The organism is Desulfocurvus vexinensis DSM 17965 (assembly GCF_000519125.1).
Classification (GTDB): Bacteria; Desulfobacterota; Desulfovibrionia; order Desulfovibrionales; family Desulfovibrionaceae; genus Desulfocurvus; species Desulfocurvus vexinensis.
The window spans coordinates 161,500-176,844 of the sequence record NZ_JAEX01000006.1 but is presented as its reverse complement, the minus strand read 5'-3'; the positions used below and the strand labels follow the sequence as shown (position 1 = coordinate 176,844).

Annotated in this window: 30 protein-coding genes; all 30 read left to right on the top strand. The window is 64.0% G+C overall.

Features of this window, described 5'->3' with window-relative positions:
• The coding region (gene tuf / locus G495_RS0107860; protein ID WP_028587363.1) for an elongation factor Tu at positions 1-1,146 on the top strand (1,146 nt) is incomplete at its 5' end.
• Positions 1,147-1,157: 11 nt separating this feature from the next.
• Positions 1,158-1,475, top strand: coding sequence for a 30S ribosomal protein S10 (gene rpsJ, locus G495_RS0107855; protein ID WP_028587362.1), 318 nt, complete (start codon positions 1,158-1,160; stop codon positions 1,473-1,475).
• 15 nt (positions 1,476-1,490) lie between these two features.
• Entirely contained in the window at positions 1,491-2,135 is a 645-nt protein-coding gene (gene rplC, locus G495_RS0107850) for a 50S ribosomal protein L3 (RefSeq protein ID WP_028587361.1), read from the top strand.
• A 4-nt stretch (positions 2,136-2,139) separates the two neighbouring features.
• Positions 2,140-2,760 carry a 50S ribosomal protein L4 gene (rplD, locus tag G495_RS0107845; RefSeq protein WP_028587360.1) on the top strand — a complete coding sequence of 207 codons (621 nt, stop codon included), beginning with the start codon at positions 2,140-2,142 and terminating at the stop codon, positions 2,758-2,760.
• On the top strand, positions 2,760-3,050 hold the full coding sequence (gene rplW, locus G495_RS0107840; RefSeq protein WP_028587359.1) for a 50S ribosomal protein L23: 291 nt from the start codon (positions 2,760-2,762) through the stop codon (positions 3,048-3,050). The genes rplD and rplW overlap by 1 nt, the downstream gene beginning before the upstream one ends.
• Positions 3,051-3,052: 2 nt before the next feature.
• Complete coding sequence (rplB, locus tag G495_RS0107835; RefSeq protein WP_028587358.1) at positions 3,053-3,883, top strand: 50S ribosomal protein L2; 831 nt, start codon at positions 3,053-3,055, stop codon at positions 3,881-3,883.
• Positions 3,884-3,892: 9 nt separating this feature from the next.
• Entirely contained in the window at positions 3,893-4,174 is a 282-nt protein-coding gene (gene rpsS, locus G495_RS0107830; RefSeq protein WP_028587357.1) for a 30S ribosomal protein S19, read from the top strand.
• A gap of 16 nt (positions 4,175-4,190) precedes the next feature.
• Positions 4,191-4,523 carry a 50S ribosomal protein L22 gene (gene rplV / locus G495_RS0107825; protein WP_028587356.1) on the top strand — a complete coding sequence of 111 codons (333 nt, stop codon included), beginning with the start codon at positions 4,191-4,193 and terminating at the stop codon, positions 4,521-4,523.
• Between the two features lie 9 nt (positions 4,524-4,532).
• Entirely contained in the window at positions 4,533-5,174 is a 642-nt protein-coding gene (gene rpsC / locus G495_RS0107820; RefSeq protein WP_028587355.1) for a 30S ribosomal protein S3, read from the top strand.
• Entirely contained in the window at positions 5,174-5,587 is a 414-nt protein-coding gene (gene rplP / locus G495_RS0107815) for a 50S ribosomal protein L16 (RefSeq protein ID WP_028587354.1), read from the top strand. The genes rpsC and rplP overlap by 1 nt, the downstream gene beginning before the upstream one ends.
• Position 5,588: 1 nt before the next feature.
• Positions 5,589-5,783, top strand: coding sequence for a 50S ribosomal protein L29 (gene rpmC / locus G495_RS0107810; RefSeq protein WP_028587353.1), 195 nt, complete (start codon positions 5,589-5,591; stop codon positions 5,781-5,783).
• A gap of 2 nt (positions 5,784-5,785) precedes the next feature.
• Positions 5,786-6,052: a 30S ribosomal protein S17 gene (gene rpsQ / locus G495_RS0107805; protein WP_028587352.1), complete on the top strand. Its 267-nt coding sequence runs from the start codon at positions 5,786-5,788 to the stop codon at positions 6,050-6,052.
• 9 nt (positions 6,053-6,061) lie between these two features.
• Positions 6,062-6,430, top strand: a complete 369-nt coding sequence (rplN, locus tag G495_RS0107800) for a 50S ribosomal protein L14 (protein ID WP_028587351.1) — start codon at positions 6,062-6,064, stop codon at positions 6,428-6,430.
• 9 nt (positions 6,431-6,439) lie between these two features.
• On the top strand, positions 6,440-6,763 hold the full coding sequence (rplX, locus tag G495_RS0107795; RefSeq protein ID WP_028587350.1) for a 50S ribosomal protein L24: 324 nt from the start codon (positions 6,440-6,442) through the stop codon (positions 6,761-6,763).
• Between the two features lie 10 nt (positions 6,764-6,773).
• Positions 6,774-7,313: a 50S ribosomal protein L5 gene (gene rplE / locus G495_RS0107790; RefSeq protein ID WP_028587349.1), complete on the top strand. Its 540-nt coding sequence runs from the start codon at positions 6,774-6,776 to the stop codon at positions 7,311-7,313.
• A gap of 13 nt (positions 7,314-7,326) precedes the next feature.
• Positions 7,327-7,512 carry a type Z 30S ribosomal protein S14 gene (locus tag G495_RS20965; RefSeq protein ID WP_084458003.1) on the top strand — a complete coding sequence of 62 codons (186 nt, stop codon included), beginning with the start codon at positions 7,327-7,329 and terminating at the stop codon, positions 7,510-7,512.
• Positions 7,513-7,529: 17 nt separating this feature from the next.
• Positions 7,530-7,913 (top strand): 30S ribosomal protein S8, encoded by a 384-nt coding sequence (gene rpsH, locus G495_RS0107785; RefSeq protein ID WP_028587348.1) that lies wholly within the window; start codon positions 7,530-7,532, stop codon positions 7,911-7,913.
• Between the two features lie 12 nt (positions 7,914-7,925).
• On the top strand, positions 7,926-8,465 hold the full coding sequence (gene rplF / locus G495_RS0107780; protein WP_028587347.1) for a 50S ribosomal protein L6: 540 nt from the start codon (positions 7,926-7,928) through the stop codon (positions 8,463-8,465).
• Positions 8,466-8,474: 9 nt separating this feature from the next.
• Positions 8,475-8,834 (top strand): 50S ribosomal protein L18, encoded by a 360-nt coding sequence (gene rplR / locus G495_RS0107775; RefSeq protein ID WP_028587346.1) that lies wholly within the window; start codon positions 8,475-8,477, stop codon positions 8,832-8,834.
• A gap of 16 nt (positions 8,835-8,850) precedes the next feature.
• A complete protein-coding gene (gene rpsE / locus G495_RS0107770) occupies positions 8,851-9,390 on the top strand; it encodes a 30S ribosomal protein S5 (RefSeq protein WP_051445178.1) in 540 nt (179 codons plus the stop codon).
• Positions 9,391-9,405: 15 nt separating this feature from the next.
• Positions 9,406-9,582, top strand: a complete 177-nt coding sequence (gene rpmD, locus G495_RS0107765; RefSeq protein WP_035251330.1) for a 50S ribosomal protein L30 — start codon at positions 9,406-9,408, stop codon at positions 9,580-9,582.
• A complete protein-coding gene (gene rplO, locus G495_RS0107760) occupies positions 9,582-10,031 on the top strand; it encodes a 50S ribosomal protein L15 (RefSeq protein WP_028587343.1) in 450 nt (149 codons plus the stop codon). The genes rpmD and rplO overlap by 1 nt, the downstream gene beginning before the upstream one ends.
• Positions 10,032-10,036: 5 nt before the next feature.
• A complete protein-coding gene (secY, locus tag G495_RS0107755; RefSeq protein WP_028587342.1) occupies positions 10,037-11,353 on the top strand; it encodes a preprotein translocase subunit SecY in 1,317 nt (438 codons plus the stop codon).
• Between the two features lie 3 nt (positions 11,354-11,356).
• Positions 11,357-12,124 (top strand): type I methionyl aminopeptidase, encoded by a 768-nt coding sequence (gene map / locus G495_RS0107750; RefSeq protein WP_028587341.1) that lies wholly within the window; start codon positions 11,357-11,359, stop codon positions 12,122-12,124.
• Positions 12,125-12,203: 79 nt separating this feature from the next.
• Entirely contained in the window at positions 12,204-12,317 is a 114-nt protein-coding gene (rpmJ, locus tag G495_RS0107745) for a 50S ribosomal protein L36 (protein ID WP_028587340.1), read from the top strand.
• Positions 12,318-12,336: 19 nt separating this feature from the next.
• Positions 12,337-12,708 (top strand): 30S ribosomal protein S13, encoded by a 372-nt coding sequence (gene rpsM, locus G495_RS0107740; RefSeq protein WP_028587339.1) that lies wholly within the window; start codon positions 12,337-12,339, stop codon positions 12,706-12,708.
• A gap of 42 nt (positions 12,709-12,750) precedes the next feature.
• A complete protein-coding gene (rpsK, locus tag G495_RS0107735) occupies positions 12,751-13,140 on the top strand; it encodes a 30S ribosomal protein S11 (protein ID WP_028587338.1) in 390 nt (129 codons plus the stop codon).
• Positions 13,141-13,167: 27 nt separating this feature from the next.
• Positions 13,168-13,794: a 30S ribosomal protein S4 gene (rpsD, locus tag G495_RS0107730; RefSeq protein ID WP_028587337.1), complete on the top strand. Its 627-nt coding sequence runs from the start codon at positions 13,168-13,170 to the stop codon at positions 13,792-13,794.
• 13 nt (positions 13,795-13,807) lie between these two features.
• Positions 13,808-14,851, top strand: a complete 1,044-nt coding sequence (locus G495_RS0107725; RefSeq protein ID WP_028587336.1) for a DNA-directed RNA polymerase subunit alpha — start codon at positions 13,808-13,810, stop codon at positions 14,849-14,851.
• Positions 14,841-15,320: a 50S ribosomal protein L17 gene (rplQ, locus tag G495_RS18215; protein ID WP_035251327.1), complete on the top strand. Its 480-nt coding sequence runs from the start codon at positions 14,841-14,843 to the stop codon at positions 15,318-15,320. The genes G495_RS0107725 and rplQ overlap by 11 nt, the downstream gene beginning before the upstream one ends.
• Positions 15,321-15,345 lie beyond the last annotated feature (25 nt).

The following is a 15,345-nucleotide window of genomic DNA, read 5'->3' as shown; positions in this document are numbered from 1 at the left end:
ACCATTGGTCACATCGACCACGGCAAGACCACTCTGACCGCTGCGATCACCAAGATCGCCGCCATGCGTGGCGGCGGCGCCTTCGTGGCCTTCGACGAGATCGACAAGGCCCCCGAGGAGAAGGAGCGCGGCATCACCATCGCCACGGCGCACGTGGAGTACGAGACGGACAACCGTCACTACGCGCACGTGGACTGCCCCGGTCACGCCGACTATATCAAGAACATGATCACCGGCGCGGCCCAGATGGACGGCGCCATCCTGGTGGTCGCGGCCACCGACGGCCCCATGCCGCAGACCCGCGAGCACATCCTGCTGGCGCGCCAGGTGGGCGTTCCGTCCATGGTGGTGTTCCTGAACAAGTGCGACATGGTGGACGACGCGGAGCTTCTGGAGCTGGTGGAGCTCGAGGTCCGCGAGCTGCTGTCCAAGTACGAGTTCCCGGGCGACGACATCCCGGTGATCCAGGGCTCCGCCCTCAAGGCCCTGGAGGCCGAGAGCGTGGACGACGCGGCGGTCAAGCCGATCCTGGACCTGCTGGCCGCGTGCGACTCCTACATCCCCGAGCCGCAGCGCGACATCGACAAGCCGTTCCTGATGCCCATCGAGGACGTGTTCTCGATCTCGGGCCGCGGCACCGTGGTCACGGGTCGCGTTGAGCGCGGCGTGATCAAGGTGGGCGAGGAAGTGGCGATCATCGGCATCAAGCCGACGGTGAAGACGACCTGCACGGGCGTTGAGATGTTCCGCAAGCTGCTGGACCAGGGCCAGGCTGGCGACAACATCGGCGCGCTGCTTCGCGGCGTGAAGCGCGACGAAGTGGAGCGCGGCCAGGTGCTGGCGGCCCCCGGGTCGATCACCCCGCACACGAAGTTCAAGGCCGAGGTGTACGTGCTGTCCAAGGACGAGGGCGGCCGCCATACCCCGTTCTTCAGCGGGTACCGTCCGCAGTTCTACTTCCGCACCACCGACGTGACCGGCGTGGTGACCCTGGAAGAGGGCGTCGAGATGGTCATGCCCGGCGACAACGCGACGTTCAACGTCGAGCTGATCGCTCCCATCGCCATGGAGCTCGGCCTGCGCTTCGCCATCCGTGAGGGTGGCCGTACCGTGGGCGCGGGCGTCGTCTCCGAGATCGTGGAGTAGAGGAGTTTATCATGGTTTCCATGCAGAGCGATCGCATCAGGATCAAGCTGAAGGCGTACGACTATCGCATTCTGGACAAGGCCGTCTCCGAGATCGTGGACACGGCCCGCAACACGGGTGCGAGCATCGCAGGGCCGATCCCCCTGCCGACCAATATCCACAAGTACACCGTGCAGAAGTCGGTGCACGTGGATAAGAAGTCCCGGGAGCAGTTCGAGATGCGCGTGCACAAGCGCCTGCTCGACATCCTGGAGCCCACCCAGCAGACCGTCGATGCCTTGGGCAAGCTCTCCTTGCCCGCGGGCGTGGACGTTGAGATCAAACTCTAGAACGAGGAATGCATGATGGCTGACACGCTTGGCATCATGGGACGCAAGCTGGGCATGACCCGCATCTTCGGTGACGACGGTACCGCCATTCCCTGCACCGTCATTGCCGCTGGTCCGTGCCCCGTCCTTCAGGTGAAGGATGCTGCGACCACGAAAGACAAATATACGGCGCTTCAGATCGGCTTCGAAGAAATCGACGAGAAGAAGGTCAACAAGCCCGACAAGGGCCACCAGGCCAAGGCTGGCCGCGACTACTACCGCTTCCTCAAGGAACTGCGCATGGACTCCGTCGAGGGGTACGAGCTGGGCCAGGATCTGACGGTGGAGATGTTCGCCCCCGGCGAGAAGGTCAAGGTCACCGGCACCTCCAAGGGCAAGGGCTTCCAGGGTGTCATGAAGCGCTGGAACTTCCGCGGCGCCCCGGCTTCGCACGGGCACGAGAAGATCCACCGCTCCCCGGGCAGCGTGGGCATGTGCGCCTGGCCGTCCAAGGTCTTCAAGGGCAAGAAGATGGCCGGGCAGATGGGCAACCGCAATGTGACGTGTCTGAACGTCGAGATCCTCGACGTGCGGCCTGAGGACAACCTGCTGATCCTCAAGGGCCAGGTGCCCGGCCCCAAGAACGGACTCGTCCTCGTCCGCAAGCAGAACCGAGGTTAGCACGATGGCAGTCGTGAAAGTGTATGATCAGGCGAAGAAGGAAGTGGGCGAGCTGACGCTGGCCCCGGAGATCTTCGAAGTCGAGGTCAAGCCCGAGATCCTGAACCTCGTGGTGCGCGCCCAGCGGGCCAAGTTCCGCTCGGGCACCCACGCCACCAAGACCAAGGGCCTGGTGTCCGGCGGCGGGGCCAAGCCCTGGCGCCAGAAGGGCACCGGCCGGGCGCGCGCGGGCTCCAACCGCTCGCCCCTGTGGCCCGGCGGCGGCACGATCTTCGGCCCGCAGCCCCGCAGCTACGAGTTCAAGGTCAACAAGAAGGTGCGCAAGCTGGCCCTGAAGATGGCCCTGTCCTCGCGGATGCTGGAGTCCAGCCTCACGGTGGTGGACCGCATCAAGCTCGAAGCCGTGAAGACCAAGGACTTCGCCCTGGTGGCCAAGACCCTCGGGCTGACAAAAGCCTTGATTGTTCTGCCCGAAGACGATAGCGTCCTCAGTCTTTCTGCGCGGAACATCCCCGGCATCAAGGTGCTGCGCCAGGACCTGCTCAACGTGTACGACGTTCTGCGCTACCCCCAGCTGGTGCTGTTCCAGGACGCCGCCAGGGCCGTGGAAGAGAGGTTGAAGTAATGGACTACACGCAGATACTCATCAAGCCGCTGATCTCCGAGAAGGCCACGACCATGAAGGAAGTGGCCAACCAGATCGCCTTCTACGTGCATCCCGATGCCAACAAGATCGAGATTCGCAAGGCGGTGGAGAAGGCTTTCGGCGTCAAGGTGGAAGGCGTCAACGTGGTCAAGCGCCGCGCCCGCGCCCGCACCCGCTTCGGTCGCACGGTCGGCACCATGTCCGGCTTCAAGAAGGCGTACGTCACGCTGGCCGAAGGCGAAAAGATCGAATTGTTCGAAGGAGTCTAAGCATGGCCACGCGTAAACTGAAACCCACTTCGGCTGGCCGGCGCTTCCAGACCATCTCCACCTTCGAGGAGATCACCGCGACCACGCCCGAGAAGTCTCTCACCGTTGGGCTGCGCAAGAAGAGCGGCCGCAACAGCTTTGGCCGGGTCACCGCGCGGCGTCGTGGCGGCGGGCACAAGCGCCTGTACCGGATCATCGATTTCAAGCGTGACAAGGTGGACATCGCCGCCACCGTTGCGACCATCGAGTACGATCCCAACCGCAGCGCGCGCATCGCGCTGTTGCACTACGCCGACGGCGAGAAGCGCTACATCCTGGCTCCGCTGGGCGTGAGCGTTGGCGACCAGATCGTGGCCGGCGACAAGGCCGACATCAAGCCCGGCAACGCCCTGGCCCTGGCGCGCATCCCGGTGGGTACCGTGGTGCACAACATCGAGCTGCACCCCGGGCGCGGCGGCCAGTTCTGCCGCGCGGCGGGCACCTACGCCCAGCTCGTGGCCAAGGAAGGCAAGTACGCCCTGTTGCGCATGCCCTCGGGCGAAGTGCGCAACGTGCTGGCGACCTGCATCGCCACGGTGGGCCAGGTGGGCAACATCCACCACGAGAACATCAGCATCGGCAAGGCCGGTCGCGCCCGGTGGATGGGCAAGCGTCCCGAGGTTCGTGGCGTGGCCATGAACCCTGTGGACCACCCCCTGGGCGGCGGCGAAGGGCGCAGCTCCGGTGGCCGTCACCCGGTGTCCCCCTGGGGTATGCCCACCAAGGGCTACAAGACCCGCAACAAGAAGAAAGCGTCGTCCCGGCTCATCATCAAGCGACGCGGTCAGAAGTAGGAGTAGCCAATGCCCAGGTCGCTTAAGAAAGGTCCGTTCGTCGACGGGCACCTCGTCCGCAAGGTGGACAAGGCCACCGAAAGTGGGGACCGTCGCGTCATCAAGACGTGGTCGCGCCGCTCCACGATCGTCCCCGAGATGGTGGGCATGACCTTCGCCGTGCACAACGGTCGCAAGTTCATCCCGGTGTTCGTGACCGAGAACATGGTGGGGCATAAGCTGGGCGAGTTCGCGCCCACGCGCACCTACTTCGGCCACGCCGCCGACAAGAAGAGCAAGGCCAAACGCTAAAGGATAGGTGTCCGTCATGGAAACGAGAGCAATCGCCAAGTACGTCCGCCTGTCGCCGCAAAAGGCGCGCCTGGTGGCCCGCAATATCAAGGGCCTGCCGGTTGAGGACGCCATGAATATCTTGCGGTTCACGCCCAAGAAGGCCGCCGAAATGATCGGTAAGGTGCTGCATTCGGCCATCGCCAATGCCGAGCAGCTGCCCGGCGTGGACGTGGACAGCCTGGTGGTCAAGCAGGTGGTGATCGACGAGGGGCCGACCATGAAGCGCATCATGCCCCGCGCCATGGGCCGCGCCAACCGCATCCTCAAACGCACCGCCCACATCACCGTGGTTGTGGAAGAGTCCTAGGAGGCAACCGTGGGACAGAAAGTACATCCGTACGGATTTCGGCTGGGATACAACAAGAACTGGATCTCCCGCTGGTTTGCCGGCAAGGACTACGCGGCCAACGTGTTTGCCGATCACCAGATCCGCAAGTACGTCAAGGAGAAGCTCTTCCAGGCCGGGGTGTCCCGGCTTGAGCTGGAGCGCGCCGGGGGCAAGGTCCGCCTGATCATCCACACCGCGCGCCCGGGCATCGTCATCGGCCGCAAGGGTGCGGAGATCGAGAAGATCCGTGGCGACCTGCGCCAGAAGTTCGGCCAGGAGTTCTCCATCGAGGTCATCGAGGTGCGCCGCCCCGAGACCGACGCCCAGCTGGTGGCCGAGAGCATCGCCCAGCAGCTCGAGCGCCGGGTGGCCTTCCGCCGGGCCATGAAGCGCACCGTGGGCATGGCCCGCAAGTTCGGCGCCGAGGGCATCAAGGTCTTCTGCTCGGGCCGCCTGGCCGGGGCCGAGATCGCCCGTTCCGAGTGGTACCGCGATGGCCGCGTGCCGCTGCACACCCTGCGCGCCGACCTGGACTACGGTCTGGCCACCGCGCGCACGACCTACGGCGTCATCGGCGTCAAGGTCTGGATTTTCAAGGGTGAGATCTTAGATCACGAGGTGGAGAAGTAATGCTGACCCCCAGAAGGACCAAATTCCGCAAGCGCATGAAAGGGCGCCTGCGCGGGATGGCCACCCGTGGCAACACCGTTGCCTTCGGTGATATCGGCATCAAGACCCTGGAGCACGGCAAGCTGACCAGCCAGGAGATCGAGGCCGCGCGTATCGCCATGATGCGCCACATCAAGCGCGGCGGTCAGGTGTGGATTCGCATCTTCCCCGACCAGGTCTACACCTCCAAGCCCGCCGAAGTCCGTCAGGGCAAGGGCAAGGGCGCTCCCGCGGGCTACTACGCCCCGGTCAAGCCCGGCCACGTGCTCTACGAGATCAAGGGCGTGAGCATGGAACTTGCCCGCGAGGCGCTGGTTCGCGCGTCGCACAAGCTGTCCGTGAAGACCGTCATCGTCATGAGGGAGGGGCTGTAAGATGAAAGCCAAGGAAATGCGTGAGCTCTCTGCCGAGCAGCTGAACGAGAAGCTCGGCGCCTACCGCCAGGAGCTGTTCAACCTCCGCTTTCAGCACGCGACGGCCCAGCTGGAGAACACCCAGCGGATTCCCGAAGTGAAAAAGAACATCGCCCGGATCCTGACCGTTCTCCGGACGAAGGAAGTTGGAGCGTAGTCATGGCAGAACAGGCACACAGCGCGAACAAGCGGGTGCTGACCGGCATCGTGGTCAGCGACAAGGGCGACAAGACCATCGTGGTGCGCGTCGAGACCCTGATCAAGCACCCCCTGCTCAAGAAGTATATCCGCCGCCGCGGCAAGTTCATGGCCCACGACCCCGAGAACGCGTGCGCCGTGGGCGACAAGGTGCAGATCATCGAGCACCGGCCCCTGAGCAGCCGCAAGCGGTGGCACCTGAAGACCATTTTGGAAAAAGCCGTCTAGGAGTGACCAATGATCCAGGTTGAATCCAATCTCGACGTCGCCGACAACTCCGGCGCCAAACGGGTGGCCTGCATCAAGGTGCTGGGCGGCAGCCGCCGGCGCTATGCGAGTGTGGGCGATATCATCGTGGTGTCCGTCAAGGAAGCCATGCCCCATGCCAAGGTGAAGAAGGGCGACGTGATGAAAGCCGTCGTCGTTCGCACCACCAAGGAAGTGGGCCGCCCGGACGGGACCTACATCAAGTTCGACAACAACTCCGCCGTGCTGCTCAACAAGCAGATGGAGCCCGTGGGGACGCGCATCTTCGGCCCCGTGGCCCGCGAGCTTCGCGCGAAGAACTTCATGAAGATCGTTTCCCTGGCGCCCGAAGTGCTGTAGGAGCAGGCCATGCAGAAGTACAAGATTCGCAAAGATGACAAAGTGATGGTCATCTCCGGCAAGGACAAGGGGAAGGTCGGCAAGGTGCTCAAGATCCTTCGCAAGAAGGACCGGGTCCTGGTCGAAAAGGTGAACATGGTCAAGCGCCACACCAAGGCCAACCCCTACACCCAGCAGCCCGGTGGCATCGTGGAGAAGGAGTCCCCCATCCACATCTCCAACGTCGCGCTGATGTGCGATGCGTGCACCAAGCCCACCCGGGTTGGGTACAAGGAAACGACCGACGGCAAGAAGGTCCGTTTCTGCAAGAAATGCAACGAAACGATCGACTAGGGTGACGACTATGACACGTCTTGAGAAGATATACCAAGAGAAGGTCGCCCCCGCCCTGCAGAAGGAGTTCGGGTACACCAGCCCGATGCAGCTCCCCAAGATCAAGAGCATCAGCCTGAACATGGGGCTGGGCGAGGCGGGCAACAACAACAAGCTGCTCGAGGACGCCGTGGCGGAAATGACCGCCATCGCGGGCCAGCGTGCGGTCACCACTCGCGCCAAGAAGTCCATCGCGAACTTCAAGCTGCGCGAAGGCATGCCCATCGGCTGCCGCGTGACCCTGCGCGGCGACCGCATGTGGGACTTCCTCGACAAGCTCATGAACTTCGCCCTGCCCCGCGTGCGCGACTTCCGCGGCGTTCCCGACCGCGGCTTCGACGGGCGTGGCAACTTCACCATGGGCATCAAGGAGCACACGATCTTCCCCGAGCTGAACATCGACCGCGTCGATCAGGTCAAGGGTATGAACGTGACCATCGTCACCACGGCCCCGACCGACAAGGAAGGGAAGGTGCTGCTCGATCTCTTGGGCATGCCTTTCAAGAAGTAAGGAGGAGTCCGCCTTGTCCCGTAAAGCACTTTTGAACAAGTCCCAGGCGAAACCCAAGTTTTCGAGCCGCGCGTACAATCGCTGCCCCATTTGTGGCCGCCCTCGCGCGTTCCTGCGTCGGTTCGGCATCTGCCGTATCTGCTTCCGCAACAAGGCGCTGGCTGGCGAACTGCCGGGTGTCCGTAAATCGAGCTGGTAATCTCCAAGGAGTCCATCATGGCAGTGGTTGATCCCATTGCGGATATGCTTACCCGCATTCGCAACGCCCACCAGGCTTTGCATGGCGAAGTGGCCATCCCCCGTTCCAAGGTGAAGTCCGCCATCGCGGGCATCCTGAAGGAAGAGGGCTACATCGCCGATTTCAGTGAGGAAGAGCGCGCCATCAAGATCGCGCTCAAGTACGAGGGCGGACGTCCGCTGATCAGCGGCATGAAGAAGATCAGCAAGCCTGGCCGCCGGGTGTATGTTGCCGCGTCCGACATCCCCCGCGTGCAGAACGGCCTGGGCATCTGTGTCCTGTCCACGTCCCAGGGTGTGCTGGACGGCGGTCGCGCCAAGGCGCAGAACGTGGGCGGCGAACTGCTGTTTGAAGTCTGGTAACGAGGAAGAGTCATGTCCAGAATCGGAAAGCAGCCCATCGCCATCCCTTCCGGGGTGGAAGTGACGATCGGCAAAGATATGATCAATGTCAAAGGCCCCAAGGGCGCCCTGGCCACTCCGGCCCACGAGAAGATCGTCGTGGCCAAGGACGGCGACCAGCTGGTGCTCACCCGCGCCGACGAAAGCCGGATCGCCCGGGCCCAGCACGGGCTGCGGCGCACCCTGCTGTCCAACTGCGTGCTGGGCGTGACCAAGGGCTTCGAGAAGGTTCTCGAGGTCGTGGGCGTCGGCTACAAGGTCCAGGTGCAGGGCAAGAACGTGGTGCTCACCGTGGGCTTCTCGCACCCGGTGGAGTTCCCGCTGCCTGCGGGCGTCGAGGCCAAGGCCGAAGGCAACAAGCTCACCCTGACCGGCATCGACAAGCAGGCCGTGGGCGAAGTTGCCGCGCAGATCCGTCGCGTGCGTCCGCCGGAGCCTTTCAAGGGCAAGGGCATCAAGTACGCGGATGAGACCATCCGCCGCAAGGCCGGCAAGTCCGGCGCCAAGAAGTAGGGGACGGCCATGAAACTCTCGAAGAACGAAGCGCGCCTGCGCAGAAAGATCCGCATCCGCAAGAAGGTGAACGGGACGGCCCAGCGCCCCCGGCTGTGCGTGTACCGTTCCAATGCGCATATCTACGCGCAGCTCGTCGATGACCTGACGGGCTCCACCATCGCCTCCGCCTCGTCCCTGGCCTTCGTCAAGAGCGGCCAGGCGGTCAAGCCCAACAAGTCGGGCGCCGAGGCCGTGGGCCGCGAGATCGCGAAGCTGGCTAAGGAAAAGAACGTCGAGACCGTGGTGTTCGACCGCAACGGCTATCTGTATCATGGCCGGATCAAGGCCTTGGCCGACGGCGCCCGCGAGGGCGGTCTGAAATTCTAAGCTGCGGAAGGGACAAATGGCTATTGAACGCGAACGTAAGGGTCCCCGGAAGGAGGCTCGCAAAGAGCCCCAGGAAGACCTCGGCATCATCGAGAAGATCGTCTACCTGAACCGCGTGGCCAAGGTCGTCAAGGGCGGCCGGCGCTTCAGCTTCAGCGCCCTGGTTGTGGTGGGCGACGGCAAGGGTTCGGTGGGCTACGGCCTGGGCAAGGCCGTCGAGGTTCCCGAGGCCATCCGCAAGGCCAGCGAGCAGGCCAAGAAGACCATGAAGAAGGTCCCGCTGCTCGACGGCACCCTGCCGTATGAGATCCTTGGCCGCTTTGGCGCCGCGCGCGTCATGCTCAAGCCCGCTTCCAAGGGTACCGGCATCATCGCCGGCGGCCCGGTGCGTGCGGTCATGGAGGCCGCGGGTGTCCACGACATCCTGACCAAGGCCATCGGCACCAACAACCCGCACAACGTCCTCAAGGCGACCATGGAGGGCCTGACCTCCCTGCGCAGCGCCGACCAGGTCTCCAGGCTGCGCGGAAAGAAAGTCGAAACGCCCAGGAAGTAGCGGGAGAGACGCGACATGGACACCATCAAGATCACACTGGTGAAGAGCCTGATCGGCTGTTCCCCCAGACAGCGCGCCACCGTGCACGCCCTGGGCCTGCGCAAGATCCGCCAGGTGAAGGAACTGCCCAAGAACGATGCCGTTCTCGGCATGGTCGAGAGAGTCAACCATCTCGTCGAGGTTGTGGAATAATGAGACTGCACGAATTGTACCCGTACCCGGAAGAAAGCCGGGACCGCAAGCGCGTCGGGCGCGGCCATGCCTCCGGGCAGGGCGGCACCTCCGGCAAGGGCCACAAGGGCCAGAACGCCCGCTCCGGCGGCGGCCGGCCCGCCCGTTTCGAGGGCGGCCAGATGCCCCTGGCCCGGCGCCTGCCCAAGCGTGGCTTCAAGAACGCCATGTTCCGCGTGATCTACCAGCCCCTGGCTGTGGGCCGCATCGCCGCCGCCTTCGAGGGCCAGGCCGAGATCTCCCTGGAAGACCTCTACGCCAAGGGATTGGTGCGCCGCGGCAGCCTGGTCAAGGTGCTGGCCGACGGCGAGCTCAAGGCCGCCATCACCGTGGAAGCGCACCGCTTCAGCAAGTCTGCGGCAGAGAAGATCGCTGCCGCCGGTGGAACCGCTAAGGCACTGGAAGGGTAACCGACGTGGCATTATCCGGGGTTGAGAATCTCGCCAGGCTGCCTGAACTGAAGAAACGGCTCCTGTGGACGCTGGGTCTGCTGGCGTTCTACCGCGTGGGCATCCACGTCCCCACCCCTGGTGTGGACACCGCCGCGTTGCAGGACTTCTTCGCCCAGGTTTCCAACACGCTGTTCGGCATCTTCAACATGTTCTCGGGCGGCGGGCTGGAGAATTTCTCCATCTTCGCCCTGGGCATCATGCCGTACATCTCGGCGTCCATCATCATCCAGCTGTTGACGGTGGTCAGCCCCGAGCTCAAGCGCCTGGCCAAGGAAGAGGGCGCTGCGGGCCGCAAGAAGATCACGCAGTACACGCGCTACGGCACGGTGCTGATCACCGTGGTCCAGGGCCTGTTCATCGCCATCGGCCTGGAAAACATGCAAAGCCCCACGGGCGCGCCCGTGGTGCTGGCGGCGGGCTGGGGCTTCCGGCTGACGACCATCATCACCCTCACGGCGGGCACGGTGCTCGTCATGTGGCTGGGCGAGCAGATGACCGAGCGCGGCATCGGCAACGGCATCTCGCTGATCATCTTCGGCGGCATCGTCGCCGGGCTGCCTGCGGGCGTGGGCAACACGTTCCAGCTCCTGGGCGCCGGCGAGCTGACCGTGTTCATTCTGCTGCTCCTGCTGGCCTTCATGGTTGCGGTCATGGTCGGCATCGTGTACATGGAGCGCTCGCAGCGCCGGATTCCCATCCAGTACGCCAAGCGTATGGTGGGCCGGCGCATGTACGGCGGGCAGACCACGCACCTGCCCCTGCGCGTGAACACCGCGGGAGTCATTCCGCCCATCTTCGCGTCGTCGATCCTGATGTTCCCGGCGACCCTGGCCCAGTTCTCCCAGGTGGACTGGCTCCAGGACGCCGCGGCGCTGTTCTCGCCGACGGGGATCTTGTACAACGTGTTCTTCGTGGCGCTGATCATCTTCTTCTGCTTCTTTTACACGGCGATCATCTTCGACCCGAAGGACATCGCCGAGAACATCAAGAAGCAGGGCGGCTTCATTCCGGGCATCCGCCCGGGCGCCAAGACGCACGAGTACATCGACCGGGTGCTGGCCCGCATCACGCTGTGGGGCGCCCTGTACATCTCGGCGGTGTGCGTGCTGCCGGTGCTGTTCGTGAGCAAGCTGGGCGGGCCGTTCTACTTCGGCGGCACCTCGCTGCTCATCGTGGTCGGCGTGTCCATGGATTTCATGTCCCAGATCGAGTCCTACCTCATCAGCCGCCAGTACGAGGGGCTCATGGGCAAGCAGGGCAGAATCAAGGGGCGGCGTTAGGCTTTGAAGAAAGTTCGGGGCATCTACATCAAGAACGGCGCGGAAATCGCGCTCATGCGCGAGGCGAACCGGATCGTATCCGTGATCCTCGACGCCCTGGGCGAAGCCGTGGCGCCTGGTGTCCCCACCATGCGCTTCGAGGAGATCGCCCAGGACATGTGCCGGCGGTTCGGGGTCCAGCCCGCCTTCCAGGGCTACGGTGGCTTCCCCTTCGCGCTGTGCTGCTCTGTGAATGAAGAGATCGTCCATGGTTTCCCGTCGCGCGAGCGCATCCTGCGCGAGGGTGACATCGTCAGCTTTGACATGGGCGTGATCTACCAGGGGTTTTACGGCGACTCGGCGCGGACCTACCCGGTGGGCGCGGTGAGCGCCCTGGCCCGCGACCTGATGGACGTCACCGCGCAATCCCTGGCGCGGGGCATCGAGAAGGCCCTGGCCGGGGGCAACCTGTACGACATCTCCCGGGCCGTGCAGGATTTTGTCGAGGCGCGCGGGTACAGCGTGGTGCGCCGCTTCGTGGGCCACGGTATCGGCCGCAAGCTGCACGAAAAGCCCGAAGTGCCCAATTTCGTGCCTGCGGGCATGGCGGGGCCGCCGCTCAAGCCGGGCATGGTGCTGGCCATCGAGCCCATGGTCTGTGCCGGGAGTTGCGAAGTGGAGATACTCGAAGACAAGTGGACAGCCGTGACGAAAGATCGTAAGTTGTCCGCCCATTTCGAGCATACGGTGGCGGTGACTCCCGAGGGGCCCGTCGTCCTGAGTGTGAGCTAAGCCGCAGGCTTGTGCCTGGGCATCGTCAGTCAAGTGCCGGAGCGTTCCGCCCGGTTGCAAGGTAAGTGGAGAACAGGTCATGAAAGTCAGACCCTCGGTCAAGAAGATGTGCCCCAAGTGCAAGGTGATCCGCCGCAAGGGCGTTCTGCGCGTGATTTGTGAAAACCCCCGGCACAAGCAGCGCCAGGGCTAAGGAATAAGGGGAAACCAAAGTGGCACGCATTGCTGGTATCGAACTGCCCAGGAACAAGCGTCTGGACATCGCCCTGACGTACATCTACGGCATCGGTCGCACCACCGCTCTGCAGATCCTGGACAAGGTCGGCGTGGACTGGAACCAGAGCACCGACGACCTCTCGGCTGAGGCCGCCAACGAGATCCGCAAGGAGATCGAGGACAACCACAAGGTCGAGGGCGACCTGCGCCGCGATGTGCAGGCCAACATCAAGCGGCTGATGGACATCGGCTGCTACCGGGGCCTGCGCCATCGTCGCGGCCTGCCGGTCCACGGCCAGCGCACCCACACCAACGCCCGCACCCGCAAGGGCCCGCGCCGTTCGGTGGTGGGCAAGAAGAAGAAGTAGCTGCGGCACGACACCATTTCAATAGTACGGAGATGAAGGACAATGGCTAGACCCCGCCGTACCGGCAAGAAGAAGGAAAAGAAGAACGTCCCGGTGGGCATCGCCCACGTTCGTGCTTCCTTCAACAACACGATCATCACCTTCACGGACCTGAAGGGCAACGTGATCTCCTGGGGCACCTCGGGCGCCCTGGGCTTCAAGGGCTCGCGCAAGAGCACGCCCTTCGCCGCCCAGGTGGCCGCAGAGGCCGCCGCCAAGAAGGCCATGGAGAACGGCATGCGCACCGTGGGTGTGCTCGTGAAGGGCCCGGGCGCCGGGCGCGAGGCCGCCATGCGCGCCATCAACAACGCGGGCATGAAGGTGTCCTTCATGCGCGACGTGACGCCCATCCCGCACAACGGCTGCCGTCCGCCCAAGCGGCGCCGGGTCTAACCGGCCCAATTTTCGGAGGAACGTGTTTTGGCTAGATATACCGATGCAAAATGCCGCGTCTGCCGCCGCGAGGGGCAGAAGCTGTTTTTGAAGGGTGACCGCTGCTTCACCGACAAGTGCTCCTACGAGCGCCGCCCCTACGTGCCCGGCCAGCATGGCCGTGGCCGCAAGAAGATCAGCGACTACGCGATCCAGCTGCGCGAGAAGCAGAAGGTCCGCCGCATGTACGGCATCCTGGAGAAGCAGTTCCGCAGCTACTTCGAGCAGGCCGACATGCAAAAGGGCGTCACCGGCACCAACCTGCTGGCCCTGCTCGAAATGCGCCTGGACAACGTGATCTACCGCATGGGCTTCGCCAACTCGCGCGACCAGGCCCGCCAGCTGGTGCGTCACGGCGTGTTCCAGCTCAACGGGCGGCGCGTCAACATCCCCTCCATGCAGGTCAGCCAGGCCGACGTGATCACCGTCCGTGAGGAGAGCCGCAAGATCCCCGTGATCCAGGAGGCTCAGGAAGTGATTGCCCGCCGTGGCTGCCCCGATTGGCTCGAAGTTGACGGTCCGAACCTCAAGGGCACCATCAAGGCCCGCCCGGTGCGTGAGGACATCCAGTTCCCCATCAACGAGCAGCTGATCGTCGAGTTGTACTCCAAATAGCTAGGGAGCCAAGATGATCATCCAAGACGGCGACAAACTGATCAACACGCGAAACTGGTCCGAACTGGTGAAGCCGGAGCAGATCCTTCGCGACTCCAAGAGCACGGGAACCTACGCCAGGTTCACCTGCGAGCCCCTGGAGCGCGGTTTCGGCACCACCATCGGCAACGCGCTGCGGCGCGTGCTGCTGTCCTCCCTGCAGGGGGCGGCGGCGGTTTCCGCGAAGATCGAGGGCGTCCAGCACGAGTTCACCACCATCCCCGGCGTGCTCGAGGATGTGACGGACATCGTCCTGAACCTCAAGATGGTGCGCTTCGCCATGAGCTCCGAGGAGCCCCAGCGCCTGGTGCTGGAGGCCTCCAAGCAGGGCAAGGTGACGGCCTCCGCCATCCGCGAGAACCAGCGCGTGACCGTGCTGAACAAGGACCAGCACATCGCGACCCTGACCGAGGACGTGAAGCTGCGCATCGACCTGGAGATCCGCATGGGCAAGGGCTACGTGCCCGCCGACATGCACGAGGATCTCCCCGACGAGATCGGCCTCATCCGGCTGGACGCGAGCTACTCGCCCGTGAAGAAGGTCGCCTACACGGTGGAACAGGCCCGCGTGGGCCAGATGACCAACTACGACAAGCTCGTTCTCGAAGTGTGGACCGACGGGTCCGTCTCGCCCGAGGATGCCGTGGCCTACAGCGCCAAGATCCTCAAGGACCAGCTCACGGTGTTCATCAACTTCGATGAGCAGACCTCCGACGAGGACCGCTCCCAGCCCGGCGGGTGCGACAGCGTCAACCCCAATCTGTTCAAGGGCATCGACGAGCTGGAGCTCTCCGTGCGCGCCACCAACTGCCTCAAGAGCGCCAACATCCGTACCGTTGGCGAGCTGGTGCAGCGCTCCGAGAACGAGATGCTCAAGACCAAGAACTTCGGGCGCAAGTCCCTCGACGAGATCAAGCGCATCCTGGCCGACATGGGCCTGGAATTCGGCATGACCGTTGACGGGTTCCAGGAACACTACGAGGACTGGCTGAAGAGGAAGGAAAGCGATGAGGCATAGAAAAAGCGGAAGAAAGTTCAACCGCACCAGCTCCCACCGGAAGGCCATGTTCCGCAATATGGCCAAGTCGCTGATCGTGTACGGGCGCATCCGCACCACCGAGACGCGAGCCAAGGAACTGCGTGGCGTGGTGGAGCGGCTGGTCCGTTTCGCCCTGCAAAACGATGTCCCGGCCCGCCGCGAGGCCTACAAGGTCCTGGGCAACCACTCCCTGGTCAAGAAGCTGTTCGACGAGATCGGGCCGCTGTTTGCCGGGGTGCCCGGCGGCTACACCCGCGTGCTCAAGCTCGGCCTGCCGCGCACTGGCGACAGCGCGCCCATGGCCGTGATCGAGTTCTCGCGTGCGGCTGGCCAGCCCGAGGCTGCGGAGCAGGCCCCTGCGGCCAAGCCCGCCAAGCCCGCCAAGGCCCCCAAGGCCGAGGCTCCCGCCAAGGCGGAGCCCGCCGCAGAGGAAAAGGCCGCCGAATAGGCTATAGCTTTTTCCGATGGAAGAC

Excerpts from the sequence above, each read along its gene's own strand:
- rplX (WP_028587350.1), top strand. The coding sequence starts at position 6,440 with ATGCAGAAGTACAAGATTCGCAAAGATGACAAAGTGATGGTCATCTCC.
- rplN (WP_028587351.1), top strand. The coding sequence starts at position 6,062 with ATGATCCAGGTTGAATCCAATCTCGACGTCGCCGACAACTCCGGCGCC.
- rpsH (WP_028587348.1), top strand. The coding sequence starts at position 7,530 with ATGGCAGTGGTTGATCCCATTGCGGATATGCTTACCCGCATTCGCAAC.
- rpsK (WP_028587338.1), top strand. The coding sequence starts at position 12,751 with ATGGCTAGACCCCGCCGTACCGGCAAGAAGAAGGAAAAGAAGAACGTC.
- rplB (WP_028587358.1), top strand. The coding sequence starts at position 3,053 with ATGGCCACGCGTAAACTGAAACCCACTTCGGCTGGCCGGCGCTTCCAG.
- rpsS (WP_028587357.1), top strand. The coding sequence starts at position 3,893 with ATGCCCAGGTCGCTTAAGAAAGGTCCGTTCGTCGACGGGCACCTCGTC.
- rplV (WP_028587356.1), top strand. The coding sequence starts at position 4,191 with ATGGAAACGAGAGCAATCGCCAAGTACGTCCGCCTGTCGCCGCAAAAG.
- rplD (WP_028587360.1), top strand. The coding sequence starts at position 2,140 with ATGGCAGTCGTGAAAGTGTATGATCAGGCGAAGAAGGAAGTGGGCGAG.
- rplF (WP_028587347.1), top strand. The coding sequence starts at position 7,926 with ATGTCCAGAATCGGAAAGCAGCCCATCGCCATCCCTTCCGGGGTGGAA.
- rpsJ (WP_028587362.1), top strand. The coding sequence starts at position 1,158 with ATGGTTTCCATGCAGAGCGATCGCATCAGGATCAAGCTGAAGGCGTAC.
- rpmC (WP_028587353.1), top strand. The coding sequence starts at position 5,589 with ATGAAAGCCAAGGAAATGCGTGAGCTCTCTGCCGAGCAGCTGAACGAG.
- rplW (WP_028587359.1), top strand. The coding sequence starts at position 2,760 with ATGGACTACACGCAGATACTCATCAAGCCGCTGATCTCCGAGAAGGCC.
- rpsE (WP_051445178.1), top strand. The coding sequence starts at position 8,851 with ATGGCTATTGAACGCGAACGTAAGGGTCCCCGGAAGGAGGCTCGCAAA.
- rpsQ (WP_028587352.1), top strand. The coding sequence starts at position 5,786 with ATGGCAGAACAGGCACACAGCGCGAACAAGCGGGTGCTGACCGGCATC.
- rplE (WP_028587349.1), top strand. The coding sequence starts at position 6,774 with ATGACACGTCTTGAGAAGATATACCAAGAGAAGGTCGCCCCCGCCCTG.
- rplR (WP_028587346.1), top strand. The coding sequence starts at position 8,475 with ATGAAACTCTCGAAGAACGAAGCGCGCCTGCGCAGAAAGATCCGCATC.
- rplQ (WP_035251327.1), top strand. The coding sequence starts at position 14,841 with ATGAGGCATAGAAAAAGCGGAAGAAAGTTCAACCGCACCAGCTCCCAC.
- rplP (WP_028587354.1), top strand. The coding sequence starts at position 5,174 with ATGCTGACCCCCAGAAGGACCAAATTCCGCAAGCGCATGAAAGGGCGC.
- rpmJ (WP_028587340.1), top strand. The coding sequence starts at position 12,204 with ATGAAAGTCAGACCCTCGGTCAAGAAGATGTGCCCCAAGTGCAAGGTG.
- rplO (WP_028587343.1), top strand. The coding sequence starts at position 9,582 with ATGAGACTGCACGAATTGTACCCGTACCCGGAAGAAAGCCGGGACCGC.
- rpmD (WP_035251330.1), top strand. The coding sequence starts at position 9,406 with ATGGACACCATCAAGATCACACTGGTGAAGAGCCTGATCGGCTGTTCC.
- G495_RS0107725 (WP_028587336.1), top strand. The coding sequence starts at position 13,808 with ATGATCATCCAAGACGGCGACAAACTGATCAACACGCGAAACTGGTCC.
- rplC (WP_028587361.1), top strand. The coding sequence starts at position 1,491 with ATGGCTGACACGCTTGGCATCATGGGACGCAAGCTGGGCATGACCCGC.